Here is a 16,086-nt window from a genome sequence, read left to right as displayed (position 1 = left end):
CCCTCTCTCCCATGTTCTCTTCACGCGGCATGGTCTGCCGCCCTTGCGCTGCCCATGCCGGAAGCAAGGCGGATCACGGCCTCTTCCGACATCTCGTCGGCACCGAGTTCGCCGGCGATGCGTCCCTCGCGGACGACCAGCAGACGGTCGGAAAGGCCGAGCAGCTCCGGCATTTCCGACGAGATGACGATGATGCCGATGCCCGAGCTTGCCAGCTCGCGCAGCAGGCGGTGGATCTCCGCTTTCGCGCCGACATCGATGCCGCGCGTGGGCTCGTCCATCAGAATGACCTTCGGCTTCACCGCGAGCTGCTTGGCGATCGCCACTTTCTGCTGGTTGCCGCCGGAAAGCGATTTCACCGGCGCCTCGATGCCGCTCATGCGCACGGCAAGCCTTCGGGCAAAATCATCTGCTAGCGCGGCCTCCGCGCGGCCATTCAGCAGGCCGACCGAATTGGTGAGCGCCTTCAGATCCAGCACTGATATGTTCTGCGCGATGGACATTTCGAGAAAGACGCCTGACCCCTTGCGGTCCTCGGACAGGTAGACGATGCCGGCTTTCACGGCATCGGAATAGGCGCGGATCGGTCTCACGTCGCCCTGCAGGCGGACGGTTCCCGCCGTGCGCGGCCGCAATCCGCAGATGCCTTCGGCGATTTCCGTGCGGCCGGAGCCGATAAGGCCGCCGATGCCGAGGATCTCGCCCTTGCGCAGGCCGAAGCTGACGTCGTGAAAACGCACCCCGTCACTGATGCCGTCGACCTCGAGAATGATCTCGCCTGACGTTTCGCCGGCACCGAGCTTGTCGGGATAGAGCTGCGTGATTTCGCGGCCGACCATGCGGCGCACCACGTCGTCAGGCGTCACGTCGGCAATGCGGTCGGTGCAGACGTAGCGGCCGTCACGGAACACGGTGACCCGGTCACAGAGGCTGAAGATTTCCGCCATGCGGTGGCTGATATAGATGATCGAAATGCCGTTCGACTTGAGGTCGCGGATGATCGAGAAGAGCTGTTGCGCCTCGGTCTCGGTCAGGGCAGCCGTCGGTTCGTCGAGGATCAGCACGCGGCAGTCGAGCGTCAACGCCTTGGCGATCTCGACGAGCTGCTGACTTGATATCGGTAGGTCGGCAACCTTACGGCGGACATTGATCGCGGCAAGCCGGTTCATCACCGCCTGCGCATCGCGCTCCAGCCCGCGGTAGTTCATGAGCGGCGCCCGGCGACGGTTGGTCGCCGCCATGAACATGTTTTCAGCGACCGTCGCATCCGGGCAGAGCGCGATTTCCTGATGCACCAGGCCGATGCCGAGAGACTGGGCGGCGGCCGGAGAGGAAATGCGCACAGCCTTGCCGTCGACGCGGATTTCGCCTTCGGTCGGCTGCAGCACGCCGGCGATGATGTTCATCAGCGTCGACTTGCCGGCGCCGTTCTCGCCGCAAAGCGCATGGACTTCACCTCGCTCGAGCGTGAAGTCGACATCCGTCAACGCCTTCACCGCCCCGAAATGCTTGGTGACGCCATGAATGGTGAGCATGGGCTCCGCCATCATCTTCCTCCTCTCCGTCTCGGCCATCCGCGCCAGGCGACGCGGATGGCCTGTCGGGGTCTTATTCCTCGATGCCCTTCGTGCCGCGATGCTTCAGGTACTTGTCCCAATAGAAGTCGTCGGCATTTGCCGCGGTCACGATCGAGAGGCCGTTGTCGACGACCGGGATGCTCATCGGGTTGAAGCCCGAGCGCTTGGCGTCGTTCATCGGATCGATCAGTTCCGGGTGCTTGGCGAGCCACAGCAGCATGAAGCCCATGTAACCCTGCATGCCCTGGTTCGGGTTGATCGAGCCGAAGACTTCGCCCGCCTTGATCATGTCGAGGATATTGGCATTGACGTCGGCGCACATGACGAGGACCTTGCCGCCGGTTTCCTTGTTGGCCTGCGCGGCGCCGATCGCCGAATTCGCCTCCGGCATGAAAACCGCCCCGAGGTTCGGGTTGGCCTGGATGAGGCTGGAAAGCCCCTGGTAAGCCTTGGTCGGATCCTGGTTGGATGCGGCGCGGCCGACGAGCTTCATATCCGGCCACTTCTCTTCCATGCGGGCGATGAAGGCGGCGATGCGCTTGTCGTGGTTGTCCTGGCCGGGGTTTTCGAGAACGGCATATTCGCCCTTGCCGCCCATCTTCTCGGCGATCGCATCGGCGGCATAGGTGCCTTCGCGGGTATTGTCCGAGGTGATGAAGGAGACGCGCTTGGAGAGCGGCGAGTCTGCCGCAAAGGTGACGACCGCCGTGCCCTGGCCGATGGCGCGATTGATCGGCTCGATGAACGGGTCGGAGTTCATCGGATGAACGAGAATGCCGGCCGGATTTTGCGCCAGCGCCTGGTCGAAGGTGGCGATCTGCTTGTTGACGTCATATTCCGGTGTGCCGGTATATTCCGTTTCGCAGCCGAGCTGCTGCCCCGCCTGCTTGAACATCTCGTAAACCGGGAACCAGTATTCGACGCCCGAAACCATGACGTTCATGACGTATTTTTCGCCCGGCTTGCAGCGGAACGGGTTCTCCGTAGCAGCGGCGGCGGAGCCGGCGATAAACGTTGCAGCAAAAACCGCCATTGCGGTCGTGGTGAGTAAAGTGCGCAAGAGTCCTCCTTGAGGCCGAAGCCTCTCCCAAAAGCCCGAGGGCGCCGAAAAGCGCCGCTGATCGTGTTGAAGTCCGGACTTCCTCCTCGACGTCCGGTATGGGCAGCTAAGCGTAAAGCTCGAGGACTGTCAATATAATTCACGACATGAAATATATTTCATCGGGATCAGGTGCGGCGTCTCAACCGACAGATCGCCAAGGTGCGGTCGCGGCCAGCCACTGTCGTGTGCGGGCCTCGGGATCCGGATTGCGGGTGATATCGGTGACCACGGCAGCGCTATCGGCGCCGTTTTCCAATACCAGCGGCGCGCGTTCGGCGGTGATCCCGCCAATGGCCACGAGCGGCATTGGTCCGACGCGCCGCCGCCAGGCCGCAAGGCGTTCGACGCCTTGCGGCGCCCATTTCATTTCTTTGAGGATCGTCGGCCAGACCGGCCCAAGGGCAACATAGTCCGGCGCGGCGGCCAGCGCGGTTTCTAGTTCTGATGGATCGTGCGTGGAAAGGCCGAGCTTCAGGCCGGCGCGGCGAATGGCAGCCAGATCGGCCGCCATCAGGTCTTCCTGCCCGAGATGAATGAAATCGCATCCCTCGTCGATCGCCATCCTCCAGTAATCGTTGATGATCAATTGGCAGCCCGCTGCCACGCAGGCGGCTTTCGCACGCCGGATCTGCTCGCGAAGCACCGGCTCCGGCCGGTCCTTGATGCGCAGCTGGACGAGTTTGACGCCGAGCGGCACGAGACGCTCGATCCATTCGGCGCTGTCGACGATGAGATAGAAGGGGTCGAGCGTCATGAGAAGACGGCCTTTCCGATGACGGGAGTGGAAGGAACGGCCATGTCGCGCGGCTCCAGCGGCACGGCGCCATGCGCGAGGCGGCCGGCATCGATGGCAAGTGCGAAGGCCTCGGCCATGGCGGCAGGGTCGCTTGCGCCGGCAACGGCGGTGTTGAGAAGAACGGCGTCGTAACCGTACTCCATGACGGCGGCGGCATGCGACGGGCGGCCGATGCCGGCATCGACGATGAGCGGCACGTCAGGAAAATGTGCTCGGAATGACCGCAGCGCCATCGGGTTCACCGGTCCCATGGCGGAGCCAATCGGCGCGCACCAGGGCATCAGGATGCGGCAGCCGGCCTCGAGCAGCTTTTCGGCGACGACAAGGTCGTCGGTCGTATAGGGGAAGACCTGAAAGCCCTCCCCGGTCAGGATGCGTGCCGCTTCGACAAGGCCGAAGACATCGGGCTGCAGCGTATCGTGATGGCCGATCACTTCGAGCTTGATCCAGTCGGTGCGGAAAACGTCGCGCGCCATCTTCGCCGTCAGCACAGCCTCCTGCACGCTGTGGCACCCGGCCGTATTCGGCAGCACCCGCACGCCGAGCTCGCGGATCAGCTCGAAGAAGGCGCCGCCCGCCTTGCCGCCGGCGGCCTCGCGCCGCAGCGAGACGGTGACAATTTCGGCCTTCGAGCGTCTCACGGCTTCTGCCAGGACGGCGGGCGATGGGTAGCGGGCGGTGCCGAGCAGCAGCCGGGAATGGACCTCGACGTCGTAGAGTTTCAGCATGTCAGCCTCCCTGCATCGGTGAGAGAATTTCAATGCGGTCGCGCTCGCCGAGCACGAAATCGGCGCGATCCTCGCGGTGCACCAGTTCGCCGTTCACCGCGGTTGCGAGCCACCCGCCTTCGTAGTCCAGAGCGAGAAGCAGATCTGCGAGCGTCGCGGCCGCGACCTCCTGTTCCTCGCCATTGATGATGAAGGTCATGACGCCCTCCTTTCCTGAGGTCCTTGTTCTGTGAGAAGACGCCGCGCGACCTCTGCGGCCATGGCCGGCGCCAGCAGAAAGCCGTGGCGGTAGAGGCCGTTGACATGGAGGGTGCGTCCCTCCTGCGTCACGCGCGGCAGATTGTCGGGATAAGCGGGCCGCACGCCTGCGCCGGTTTCCGTAACCCGTGCCTCGCCGAAGGCGGGATGCAAGGCGTAGGCGGCGTTCAGCAATTCCATCAGCGAACGCGCGGTAATCGGGCCGGCATCGTCGCTTTCGATCATCGTCGCCCCGACCATGAAGCGGTTTTTTTCGCGCGGCACGATATAGATCGGGTGGCGCGGATGCAGCAGGCGGACGGGGCGGGAGAGACTGACCTCGCCTGTTTCGATGCAGAGCATCTCGCCTCGAACACCGCGCAATCCAGGCAGCCGGCCGATCTGGGCGGCACCGGTGCAGTCGATTACCCGGTCATAATGGGCAAGATCAGCTTCGCCCGTGACGCCGAGCATGAGACGCATGCGGGCGTCCTCCAACCCTGCGGCCAGGGCGGCGAGCGCCTGCCGTGGATCGAGATGCGCTTCCTGCCGGAAGAACAGCGCCCTGCGGAAGCGGCCGGCGAGATCAGGCTCCAGAGCGGCGATCGCCGCCTCGTCCAGCCATTCCCATCCGCTTGTCCGGCGGGAAAAGCGGTCGAGCTCGCCGGCATCGCGCCCGCCCGCCACGACAAGCGTTCCCCGGCGATTGACATGGCCGGGCAATGCCGCCTCCCACCAATCGGCGGCAAGGCGACCGAGCGTCAGCACCGGCTCCTCCGCACTTTCCCGTTCGCACCACGGCGCCAGCATGCCGCCGGCAAAGCCGGATGCGCCGGCGCCGGCCTTGTCGGCCTGCTCCGCAAGGGTGACGCGGAAGCCGTGGCGATAGAGCTGCCAGGCAACGGTGAGGCCGGCAACGCCGGCCCCTTTGACGAGAACGCGCATGATCATTCTCCGGCGGGAGTTTTCGCGACCTCTGCGACCGGCATGTAGAGATCGCCGCCATCGCGGTACTTGGCCGCCATCGCTTCCAATCCCTCTTTCTGAGCTTCGGCGCGAATGTCGTGGGAAATTCGCATGGAGCAGAATTTCGGGCCGCACATCGAACAGAAATGCGCCACCTTGTGCGCCTCCTTCGGCAGGGTCTCGTCGTGGAAGGAGCGGGCCGTATCCGGGTCGAGGGAGAGGTTGAACTGATCCTCCCAGCGGAATTCGAAGCGCGCGCGCGACAGCGCGTCGTCGCGGATGCGGGCGGCCGGATGTCCCTTGGCGAGATCGGCGGCATGGGCGGCGATCTTGTAGGTGATGACGCCGGTTTTGACGTCGCTGCGGTCGGGCAGCCCCAGATGCTCCTTCGGCGTGACGTAGCAGAGCATGGCCGTGCCGAACCAGCCGATCATGGCGGCGCCGATACCGGAGGTGATGTGATCATAGCCCGGCGCGATGTCGGTCGTCAGCGGTCCGAGCGTATAGAAGGGGGCTTCGCCGCAGACCTTGAGCTGCTTGTCCATATTCTCTTTGATCTTGTGCATCGGCACATGGCCGGGGCCCTCGATCATCACCTGGCAGTCCTTCGCCCAGGCAATCTTGGTCAATTCGCCGAGGGTTTCGAGTTCGGCAAATTGCGCTGCGTCATTGGCGTCCGCGATCGACCCCGGACGCAAACCGTCGCCGAGCGAGAAGGATACGTCATAGGCACGGCAGATGTCGCAGATTTCCTCGAAATGCTCGTAGAGGAAACTCTCCTTGTGGTGATGCAGACACCACTTGGCCATGATCGAGCCGCCGCGTGAGACGATGCCGGTGACGCGATTGACGGTGAGCGGGATATAGGCAAGCCGCACGCCGGCATGGATGGTGAAATAATCGACGCCCTGCTCGGCCTGTTCGATCAGCGTATCCCGATAGGCTTCCCAGGTCAGATCTTCGGCAATGCCGTTCACCTTCTCGAGCGCCTGGTAAAGCGGCACCGTGCCGATCGGAACCGGCGAATTGCGAATGATCCATTCCCGGATGTTGTGAATGTTGCGGCCGGTGGAAAGGTCCATGACCGTGTCGGCGCCCCAGCGGATCGCCCAGACCATCTTCTCCACCTCTTCCGCCATCGACGAGGTGACCGCCGAATTGCCGATATTGGCGTTGATCTTCACCAGGAAATTGCGGCCGATGATCATCGGTTCGGTTTCGGGGTGGTTGATATTGGCGGGGATGATCGCCCTGCCCTCGGCGACTTCCCGCCGCACGAATTCGGGCGTCACGAAATCCGGAACATGCGCGCCGAAGCTCTCGCCGTCGCGCGCGAGCGCCTCCTTCGCGGCCTGCCGGCCGAGGTTTTCGCGGATCGCGATAAACTCCATTTCCGGGGTGATAATGCCGGCACGCGCATAGGCGAGCTGGGTGACGGCGCGTCCGGCCGTTGCCTTTAGCGGCGTGTTGCGAATGGGAAATTCCGGCGTCAGCCGCTCGCCCGTGGCAAAACCATTGTCTTCAGGCTTCACCACCCGGCCTTCATAGGCTTCGACGTCGCCACGCGCCCTGACCCAGGCTTCGCGCAAACGCGGCAGCCCGGCGTCAATGGAAACCATATGGGCCGGATCGGTATAGGGGCCGGAGGAATCATAGACCGTAACCGGCGGCTCGCCGGAGGTCGGGTGAAGGCTGATTTCGCGCATCGGTACGCGCAGATCCGGATAGAGCGTTCCGGGTTTGACGATCTTGGTCGAGGCCGGAAGCGAGCCGGTAGTGACGACGGGAGTAAGCTGGGGTGCAACAATATTCATGGATGAGGCTCCAAGGTTTGACGTTTGGAGACCCAGTTCCAGTGTTGGAATGATGGAAAGACGCCTTGCGCGACAAAGCGAAAATCCGCCCAACAGCCGCAGCGTCCGCACCGTCCCTACGCCAGTATGAACTGGATCAGGTTCAACGGGTCACTGCGCCACAATCGGCAAAGCCGAATCGTCTAGCAGAATCTCAGCCCCTTGCCGGGACACCCCTGGTGAATGGTCGCCATCAAAGACCGCAGCGGCCTTTGTGTCAAGAAGCCCTTTTGCGTTTCAAGGCAGTGGCTGTCGATGCTGGTCGCCGATCGGCTGGTATCGTAGAGTGTGCCGGCGGCCGGACCGGCCCCGGTCGAGCAACATTGATTGTGGATGGGCCGGTTTGCCGGGCCATTTCGCTCGCGCCCCTTGGACGCGTGCTCCATATTCTCATCCTCACGGCCACGTGACAGCGACCGCGCGTTCATCTGTCCGACGGCACCGGCTCATCATTCTGTCGCAACGCGATTTCTGCATTCATGGCTTATCGTTTCGTTCACACTGCCGATCTCCACCTCGACTCTCCGCTGCGGTCGCTGGCGCTTCGCAACGCCGAGCTGGCCGATCTCGTGAGTGACGCCAGCCGGCAGGCGCTGATCGCGATCGTCGACCTTTGCCTCGAGGAGCAGGTCGATGCGCTGGTCATCGCCGGCGATCTCTATGACGGCGAGCAGACGTCGATGAAGACGGCGCGCTTCCTGGCAAGCCAGCTGGAACGGCTGCACCGGGCGGGGATTTGCGTCTTCAAGATCCGCGGCAATCACGATGCGATGTCGAAGATCGCCAGGGAGCTGGTGATGCCCGATACGGTGAGGGTCTTCGGCGGCCACGCCGAGACCGTGGAGGCGACGAAGGGCAGTCTGTCGATCGCGATCCACGGTCTGAGCTTCGCCAAGCCGCAGGCGCCGGACCCGCTTCTGCCGAAGTTCAAGCCGCCGGTCGCAGGTGCGGTCAATATCGGCATCATGCATACGAGCCTTGCCGGATCGGCCGGCCATGACGTTTATGCGCCCTGTAACGTGCTCGACCTTCACGCCTCGGGATTCGACTACTGGGCGCTCGGCCATCTTCATCAGCGCAGCCACTATCCCGGCACGGCGACGGTCATCATGCCCGGCATGCCGCAAGGCCGCGACATCAACGAGTCGGGCGTCAAGACGGTGTCGCTGGTGACCGTGGCGGACGACCGGACGGTGACGGTCGAGGAGCGGCGCACCAGCATCGCGCAGTTCGAGCGCGTCGATGTCGACCTCACGGGTGTCGATGATTGGCGTGATGCGGCCATGGTGATCGAAGCGGCACTGACGGCGCAGCGCGATCATACGGCCTCGCCGCATCTCGTCGCGCGCCTCAGGCTTTCCGGTCGCACGCCGCTCTCCTGGCAGCTTCGCCGCGATGTCGACCTCATGCAGGCGGAAGCCGAGCAGCGCGGTGACCGCATCGGCCGGACCTGGATCGAGAAGCTGGAGCTCGCCTTCGAAGCGCCGGTGCCCCTCGCCGACGAAGCCGTTGCCGATCCCGTCATCGAGCTCGGCGCGCTGATGCGGGACGAGGTCATCGCCCGCAGCGGGTTTCGCGACGATGTCAGGGAGATGGTCCGCGACCTGCTCGCCGACCTGCCGCCCGAGAGCCGGGCATTTGCCGGGCATGACGAGGCGGGTTTCGAACGCTTCATCGACAGCCTTCTCGCCGACGGCGCCGAGGACATCGCCGCCCGGATGAAGGCTGCGGAGCGGGGAGACAGCTGATGCGCCTGCGCCGTCTCGACCTCATCCGTTATGGCAAGTTCACCGACCACTCGATCGATTTCGGCGCGGTCCGACCGGGTTCGCCCGATCTGCACATCGTCTATGGCCTCAACGAAGCGGGCAAGTCGACCACCTTCGCCGCCTATCTCGACCTGCTCTACGGCATAGGCGAGCGCAGCACCTACAATTTCCTGCATCCCTACAACACGATGAAGGTCGGTGCGCGGCTGGAATTCGGAGGCGCGGACCACGAGTTGGCCCGGCTCAAATTGCGGACCGGCAGCCTCGTCGATGATCGGGGACAGGCTGTGAACGAGGCGCTTTTGGCCGGCGCGCTCGGCGGCGTCGGCCGCGACGCCTATCGCACCATGTTCTCGCTCGACGACCAGTCGCTCAAGGAAGGCGGCAACGCCATCATACAAAGCAAGGGCGAGCTCGGCGAGTTGCTGTTCTCGGCAAGCTCGGGCCTCGCCGGCCTCAGCCGTTCGCTGGTAACGGCAGCCGACGAAGCCAATGGGATCTACAAGAAGCGGTCGTCGAGCACGAAGCTTGCGGAACTCAAACGCGCGCTCGAAGCGCTGAAGGCCGAGCGCAATGCCATCGACACGCTTGCCTCCACCTATTCGGGCCTGAAATCGACCCACGAGCAGGCCGACGCCGCCTATGCCGCGACGACGCGGGAACTGGCCGGGGCCAAGGCTCGGCACCAGGAGCTGACGCGTCTTCTCGGCGCCCTGCCCGCGGCGCTGGAACTTCGGCGGCTGGACACCGATGCAGCCGGCATGGGCGATCTGCCGCGGCCGCCCTCCGAATGGTTCACCCTGCTGCCGCAGCTTTTCCACGACGAGACGCGGCTGCAGGCGCTTGTCGAAACCGCCGATCGCACGCTGCGCCAGCTTGCCGACGAGATCGAGGCGATCACGATCGACGACAAGGCGCTGGCGGTCGCCACGCATATGGACCTGCTGGATCAGGGCCGCGCGCGCTATCTCGCGGCCGAGAGCGACCTGCCGAAACGCCGGCTGGCGCTGGCCGAACAGGAAGGCGTGCTGGTGCGGCTGCTGGCCGATCTCGAACAGCCTGGCCATGCGACGCCCGAGGCGCTGCTGCTGCCCGCCTCGCTGATCGGCATCGTCCGCGATCTCATTGAGCGACGTTCCGGCGTCGAGGCCAACCTGGCTGCCGCGGGCCGCGAACTGGTGCGGGCGCGCGACAATCTCGAAAGGCTGAACAAGGAAGGCGGCTCGCAAAACGGAGCTGCGGTCGTCGATCCCGCGCGTCTCGGTCGCATCGAAGCCGCCCTGAGCCGGCTGGCCGGGTCCGATCTCGCAATGCGGCTCACCCTGGAAGAACGCGCGCTCTCGCAGGCGAAGCGAATTCAGGAGAAGCAGTTCGCACAGCTTGCGCCCTGGACAGGGGATGCCGTCGCCCTGCAGCGGACGACCGCTGCCGAGCCTCGGCAGACCGAGGCCTGGCGTGGCCAGGCGATCTCCATCGACAAGCGGATTGCCGATCACGAGGCACGGCTGCGCGATCTCGGCACCGAACAGGCGCTGACCAAAGCCCGGATCGCCGCTTTCGTCGCCGGCGGTTCGATCGACGATGCCGAGGCCGCGAGGCTGCGCGATGAACGCGATGCCGCTTGGCAGGTGCATCTTGCCAGCTTGAATGCCGCCACCGCCCGGACATTCGAGGAGCGGATGCGCCAGGACGATGTGGTGTCCGCCGGCCGGCTGTCACGCGCGCAGGAACTGGCCGAGCTGCGCCAGCTCCGCCAGACCGAAGCGGCAACGGCGGCAGCGATCGAACGGCAAAGGGAATTGCTTGCCGAGGCGCGCGCCGAACATGATGGGCTTGCCGACCGCATCGGTGGTCTGCTGCCCGAGGCAATCGAATATGACGCCGAAGCTGCGGCGCGCATTGCAGCACTCGAGGCATGGAGCAGCAAGCGAGCCGCGGCGTTGGCTGCCTGGGACGAACTGCAGCGGGCCGAAGAGGCGGTAGACGCGCTTCGCGGCGAACTGGACAGCCATGCCGCGACGCTTGCCGCGAGCCTTGCGGATGCCGGCCATGGTGGCGCCGACGATCTGCCGGTCGCCGCGCTGATGCAGGCGGCGAGCGATATGCTTGCCGCCGGCAAAGCCGAACAGGCGGCGCGGCAGGCGCACGAAAAGGCAATCGGCGATCTCGACCGCGATGTCAGGGAACGTGAGCGCGACCAGCAGGAGGCGGAGGCCGCGGTCGAGGCCTGGAACCGGGAATGGGCGGAAGCGCTGTCGCGAACCTGGTTTGCCGACAAGGCCGGCTCGATGGCCGCCGTCCGCGCCATGCTGGATGCGCTCGCCACACTGCCCGCCATCCTGAAGGAGCGGGATGATCTCGCAAGCCGCGTTGCCGCGATGGAGCGCGACCAGGAGCAATTCCGTGGGGATATTGCCGGGCTCCTCGCGGACGGCGGCCTCAGCCGGTTGGCACCCGATACGCTCGCTTCGGCCAATGCACTGGTGGAACGCCATGAGGCGGCGCGGCATGCCGCACAGCTTCGGGCAGACCGGCAGGCGGATCTCGAAAAACAGTTGGAGAAACGCCGGGCGCTAGAGGAGGAACTGGCCGTTCACAATGCCCGCAGGAACGAACTGACGGGCTATTTCGGCACGGACTCGCTTGCCTCGGTCGAGGTATTCCTGAACCAGGTCCGGGAGCGGGACCGGCTGGAGGCGCGCGCCGCTACCTTGCGCGGCCAGATCACCGAGGCATTGCGCGCGGCAAGTTTTTCCGAAGCCGAATGCCGCCTTGCCGATATCGACGCCGATGCGGCCGAGCGCGATGCGATCGAGCTTGGTGCCCGGATCGAGGATCTCACCGAGCGGGCGAAACTTCTCTATTCCGACGTGTCGCTGGCGCGGCAGAAGCTCGAGGCCGTCGGCGGGGACGACGCGGTGGCGCGGATCGAGGCCAAACGCCGAACCATCTTCCTCGAGATCGAGGAACTGGCCGTGCGGCATCTGACGCTGCGCGCCGGCACGCTCGCGGCCGAACAGGCGCTGCACATCTATCGCGAAAAACATCGCAGCTCGATGATGAACCGCGCATCGCAAGCTTTTCACCTGATCACCGGCGGCAACTATTCCGGCCTGACGACCCAGCCCGACCGGGACAAGGAAATACTGATCGGCGTCTCGCGCGACGGCGGCTCGAAGCTGGCGGACGCGATGTCGACCGGCACGCAGTTCCAGCTTTATCTCGCGCTTCGGCTGGCGGGCTACGAGGAATTTGCAGCGCTTCGCCCGCCCGTGCCGTTCGTCGCCGACGACATCATGGAGAGCTTCGACAATCCCCGCTCCGAAGAGGTTTTCCGCCTGCTCGGCGCAATGGCGAAGGTCGGACAGGTCATCTACCTCACGCATCACTGGCATCTCTGCGAGATCGCGCGACACGTCGTTCCTGATGTGACCATACACCAGCTGCCATGACCGGACGCAAAGACATCAACCCTGCCACGGATCCAACACGACAACGCCCGCGCCTTCGAAATCCCGGATATTGCGCGTAACCACGGTCAGGCCGAGAACCAGGGCGGTTGCGGCAATCAGAGCATCGGCTTCATTGCGCCGATCCGGAATATGCAGATGCGCGCAGCGTGTCGCGATCGCGTCATCGATCGACAGGATACGGCCGGCGAATGCCGGCCGTACCTGATTTTCCAGCCACGTACGCAGACGAGCCCCCTGCGCCGCATCGCGGCGCTGTACGCCGAGTATTCCACGCTCCAGCTCCAGGATCGTGATGGCGGAGATGCATAAGCTCGCGGTATCTTGCGCCCCGGCCCATGCGACCACATTGGCATCTGCCTTGCCGTCTCCGACCTTACGCAATTCGGAAACAACGTTGGTATCCAGCAAATATTTCAAGACAGATCGACCCCGCGCGGTGCGATCTCAACACGAGGCGGGTCGAAGTCAATATCTGACAAACCCGGCATGAAGAGAGCATCGACCAGGCTGCGGCGCTTGCCGGTGAGACGCTCGAATTCGTCATAGGTCATCAACACGTGGGATGGTTTGCCGCGATCCGTAATGATGACAGGACCATTTTGCGCCGCCTTCTTTGCCCTGCTCACGTCGTGATTGAGTTCGCGGCTGGAAAGACTTGTCACGTTCATTACTCTTCTCCATGTAGGTACATACCTACATATAGTATCCAGGGGATGCAAGGCAAGATCAGATCGCATGCCTCGGGCGTGTTGGCTTCCCAGGTAATCTCTGCTCTAGTCTGGACTCCGCCGGGCAGACCAGCCGCGGCCCCTGGCATTCGAAACGAGCGAGAGCTGTATTCCCATGACCACTCACCGCTTCATTCCGACGCTTTTTCACAATGTTCTCGGTTCACTTGCGCCGGCGCTGCATATCGCCGACGGCGATACAGTCGTCACTGAGACGCTCGACGCCATCGGCTATGACAAGGACGGCATCCGGCGGACATCTGGTCCGAACCCGATGAACGGCCCGATCTTCGTGGATGGCGCCGAACCCGGAGATGCGCTGAAGGTCGAAATCATCAGCATGGTTCCGACCAGGGGCACCGGCTTTACCCGGAGCATCGTCGCGGCCAATGTCATCGATCCCGAAACGGTTCGCAACCTGCCGTCGCGCAACATGGCGATCTGGGCCATCGATCGCGAAGCGCTGACCGTCCGGCTGTCCGAGCCGGTCGCCGGCCTCGAAAATCTCGTTCTGCCGCTCGCCCCGATGATCGGCTGTTTCGGGGTGGCGCCCAGCCTCGGCCAGGCGATCTCGACGGCGACTAGCGGCGAATATGGCGGCAACATGGATTATCGCCTGTTCGGCCCCGGCACGACCGTTCGTTTTCCGGTATCGGCTCCCGGCGCGCTGTTCTTTCTCGGCGATTGCCATGCCGTGCAGGGCGATGGTGAGATCGTTGGCACCGGCGTCGAAACCACTTTCGAAGTGACAGTTCGGCTGACGGTGGAAAAGAAGGCCGGACTGGTCTGGCCACGCGGAGAAACCGCCGAAGACATCTTCACCATCGGCAATGCCAGGCCCCTCGATCAGGCGCTTCAGCATGCCACCAGCGAAATGCTGAATTGGCTGGCCTCGGATTACGGCCTCGACAGAACGGCAGCAAGCCATCTCTTGGGACAGGTGGTGCGTTATGATGTCGGCAATGTCTTCAATCCGGCCTATACGATGGCCTGCCGTGTCGCGAAGAAATGGCTGGTCCGCCGATCGTGACCAGCCGGCATCTGCTTCAGTCGTAGCGCGACAGAAAGCCGGAAACGGTCGCCAGGCAAAGCTGCTTTTCCTCGACATGCGGCATGTGGCTGGAATTTTCGAAGAGCACCCATTCGCAGCCGGGAACGCGTTCGAGATAGGGCCTCACTACCAGGGGCGTGGCCTCGTCATATTTCCCCGAGATCAGCAGCGTCGGCGCCTCGATGCGGTCGAGCCGGTCTTCGATCGTCCAGTCCTTCATCGTCCCGATGACGTGAAACTCGGTCGGGCCGTTCATGTTGCGGTAGACGGTGTTGTCCTCGTCCATGATGGCAAAGGTCCGCGCCACTTCCGGCGGCCACGGCACCACGCGGCAGACATGGCGATCATAGAAGACGCGGGAGGCGGAGATATAGTCCGGATCGGTGAGGCTTCCCGCCTGCTCATGTTTCAGCAGCGTGTCCTGTACCTCTTTCGGCAGTTCCTGCCTCAGCCGGTTCGCTTCCGAAACCCAGGTGTGCATATTGGCTGGCGAGTTGGCGATGACAAGCGCCTTCAGGCCTGGTGGCCGACGGACCGCATGTTCGGCGCCGAGCATGCCGCCCCAGGACTGGCCGAGAAGGGCATAACGATCCTGTATGCCGAGATGGGCAAGCAGCGCATCCAGCTCTTCAAGGAAGAGGCCGACCGTCCAGAAATCCGCGCCTTTCTCGGGTAGACGGGTGGAATTGCCGTTGCCAAGCTGGTCGTAATGAATGACAGGGCGGCCGTCGAGCTCAGCAATGTCCTTGAAGGAATCGACGTAATCATGTGTGCAGCCGGGCCCTCCATGGGCGACGACGAGCGGCAGTTTGCCGCTTTCCACCGAACCGGTCACGCGATACCAGGTGCGATAGTCGCGAAAGGGCAGATAGGCTTCACTCGTTGCGATTTCGGCCACCGGCGTCTCCATCTCTTGGGCGTTTGGAGACCATAAAGCGGCGGCAGCGCCGAAGGCAGCTATCACAACTTATAGGGTGGCTAGGAGCCGCTTTAGTTTCGGTCGCGTTCTTCGAGCAGGCGGTAGTGGGTGGCGCGCACGACGGCCTGGGTGCGGTTGCGGGCGCCGAGTTTCTTGGCCGCGGCATTGAGATGCATCACCACGGTCGGCACGGAGCGGCCGATGATGCGCGAGATTTCCTTGGCAGAATAGCCCTCCGCCGAATGGCGCAGGCATTCGCGTTCCCGCTCGGTCAGATGGATGGTGCCGACGCTGCGCGCCTTCCTGTCGAAAAGCGAATAGGCCGTCTCGTGGAAGACATGGGCGAGCAGGTTGAAGTCGGCGATATAGCGCAGCGCATGCCGCTCGAAGTCGCTGTCTTCGCCGAAGCGAATGCCGGTGACGGTCGCATAGTCGCCGCCCGGCATATGGACCGGCACGGTGACGCCGGTCGACATGTCGCGTTCGCGGAGATAGCGCGTCACCGGCGCGGTGTCGTCGCTCATGAAGCGGTTGATCAGCGTGTCGGCATTCGTATCGTAGTTCCAGAAGAAGGGCGCGCTGCTGCGCAGCGCCACCTGCTGGACCGGGTCGATGCGGAAATAACCGCGACCGAACCAATAATCGTGCATGTCGTCGGCGATGTTCCTGAGTTTCAGCAGCGAGGGTATCATGATCGCGCCGTCGAGATCGTAGGGCACCGGCGTATAGTCATAGATCAGGGCCTCGAAGCCCAACCGCTTCATCGCCTCGAAGGCCTGGTCGATCCGGCCGTCCAGCGTTTCATGCGCTGTAAACTGCCGTCTGATCGTTCCGATATCATCAAGCATGGGCAGTTCCCTGGTTCGCATGCGCCCTACCCTATCACT

At 63.7% G+C, this 16,086-nt stretch carries 14 protein-coding genes and 1 riboswitch; of the genes, 3 read left to right on the top strand and 11 right to left on the bottom strand.

Translation table 11 applies throughout. The features are described from left to right. Positions 1–20 precede the first annotated feature (20 nt). From CO671_RS21485 to thiC, 7 genes are all read right to left on the bottom strand, one after another. Positions 21–1,547, bottom strand: a complete 1,527-nt coding sequence (locus tag CO671_RS21485) for a sugar ABC transporter ATP-binding protein (RefSeq protein ID WP_097607631.1) — start codon at positions 1,545–1,547, stop codon at positions 21–23. A 61-nt stretch (positions 1,548–1,608) separates the two neighbouring features. Beyond that, positions 1,609–2,637 carry a substrate-binding domain-containing protein gene (locus tag CO671_RS21480; RefSeq protein WP_097607630.1) on the bottom strand — a complete coding sequence of 343 codons (1,029 nt, stop codon included), beginning with the start codon at positions 2,635–2,637 and terminating at the stop codon, positions 1,609–1,611. A gap of 181 nt (positions 2,638–2,818) precedes the next feature. Continuing rightward, positions 2,819–3,433 (bottom strand): thiamine phosphate synthase, encoded by a 615-nt coding sequence (locus CO671_RS21475; protein ID WP_097607629.1) that lies wholly within the window; start codon positions 3,431–3,433, stop codon positions 2,819–2,821. Then, positions 3,430–4,203, bottom strand: coding sequence for a thiazole synthase (locus tag CO671_RS21470; protein ID WP_097607628.1), 774 nt, complete (start codon positions 4,201–4,203; stop codon positions 3,430–3,432). The genes CO671_RS21475 and CO671_RS21470 overlap by 4 nt, the downstream gene beginning before the upstream one ends. Position 4,204: 1 nt before the next feature. Continuing rightward, entirely contained in the window at positions 4,205–4,402 is a 198-nt protein-coding gene (gene thiS, locus CO671_RS21465) for a sulfur carrier protein ThiS (protein WP_088393589.1), read from the bottom strand. Continuing rightward, the gene (gene thiO / locus CO671_RS21460) at positions 4,399–5,385 is read right to left on the bottom strand and encodes a glycine oxidase ThiO (protein WP_245425013.1); all 987 of its coding nucleotides are present in this window, start codon (positions 5,383–5,385) and stop codon (positions 4,399–4,401) included. The genes thiS and thiO overlap by 4 nt, the downstream gene beginning before the upstream one ends. 2 nt (positions 5,386–5,387) lie before the next feature. After that, entirely contained in the window at positions 5,388–7,220 is a 1,833-nt protein-coding gene (gene thiC / locus CO671_RS21455; RefSeq protein WP_097607626.1) for a phosphomethylpyrimidine synthase ThiC, read from the bottom strand. Between the two features lie 95 nt (positions 7,221–7,315). Further along, positions 7,316–7,447: riboswitch (TPP riboswitch) on the bottom strand. Positions 7,448–7,738: 291 nt separating this feature from the next. On the opposite strand from thiC, the gene CO671_RS21450 reads away from it, so the two are divergent. Both CO671_RS21450 and CO671_RS21445 read left to right on the top strand, forming a co-directional pair. Next, entirely contained in the window at positions 7,739–9,007 is a 1,269-nt protein-coding gene (locus tag CO671_RS21450; protein WP_097607625.1) for a DNA repair exonuclease, read from the top strand. Next, complete coding sequence (locus CO671_RS21445) at positions 9,007–12,480, top strand: AAA family ATPase (protein ID WP_097607624.1); 3,474 nt, start codon at positions 9,007–9,009, stop codon at positions 12,478–12,480. The genes CO671_RS21450 and CO671_RS21445 overlap by 1 nt, the downstream gene beginning before the upstream one ends. A gap of 15 nt (positions 12,481–12,495) precedes the next feature. On the opposite strand, the gene CO671_RS21440 is transcribed toward CO671_RS21445, so the two are convergent. Continuing rightward, positions 12,496–12,918 (bottom strand): type II toxin-antitoxin system VapC family toxin, encoded by a 423-nt coding sequence (locus CO671_RS21440; RefSeq protein ID WP_097607623.1) that lies wholly within the window; start codon positions 12,916–12,918, stop codon positions 12,496–12,498. Continuing rightward, a complete protein-coding gene (locus CO671_RS21435) occupies positions 12,915–13,169 on the bottom strand; it encodes a type II toxin-antitoxin system Phd/YefM family antitoxin (RefSeq protein WP_004677292.1) in 255 nt (84 codons plus the stop codon). The genes CO671_RS21440 and CO671_RS21435 overlap by 4 nt, the downstream gene beginning before the upstream one ends. 175 nt (positions 13,170–13,344) lie before the next feature. Here CO671_RS21435 and CO671_RS21430 point away from each other — a divergent pair, with 175 nt between their 5' ends. Next, complete coding sequence (locus CO671_RS21430) at positions 13,345–14,259, top strand: acetamidase/formamidase family protein (RefSeq protein ID WP_097607622.1); 915 nt, start codon at positions 13,345–13,347, stop codon at positions 14,257–14,259. A gap of 16 nt (positions 14,260–14,275) precedes the next feature. Here the strand turns inward: CO671_RS21430 and CO671_RS21425 are convergent, their stop codons facing one another. Together CO671_RS21425 and CO671_RS21420 are read right to left on the bottom strand one after the other, a co-directional pair. Continuing rightward, complete coding sequence (locus tag CO671_RS21425; protein WP_097607621.1) at positions 14,276–15,178, bottom strand: proline iminopeptidase-family hydrolase; 903 nt, start codon at positions 15,176–15,178, stop codon at positions 14,276–14,278. Positions 15,179–15,270: 92 nt separating this feature from the next. Continuing rightward, entirely contained in the window at positions 15,271–16,047 is a 777-nt protein-coding gene (locus tag CO671_RS21420) for a LuxR family transcriptional regulator (RefSeq protein WP_097607620.1), read from the bottom strand. Positions 16,048–16,086: the final 39 nt, after the last annotated feature.

It is taken from the genome of Rhizobium sp. M10, from assembly GCF_002531955.1.
GTDB lineage: Bacteria > Pseudomonadota > Alphaproteobacteria > Rhizobiales > Rhizobiaceae > Rhizobium > Rhizobium etli_C.
The sequence above is the reverse complement of the archived record's forward strand: the minus strand, read 5'-3'. Positions and strand labels throughout refer to the sequence as shown.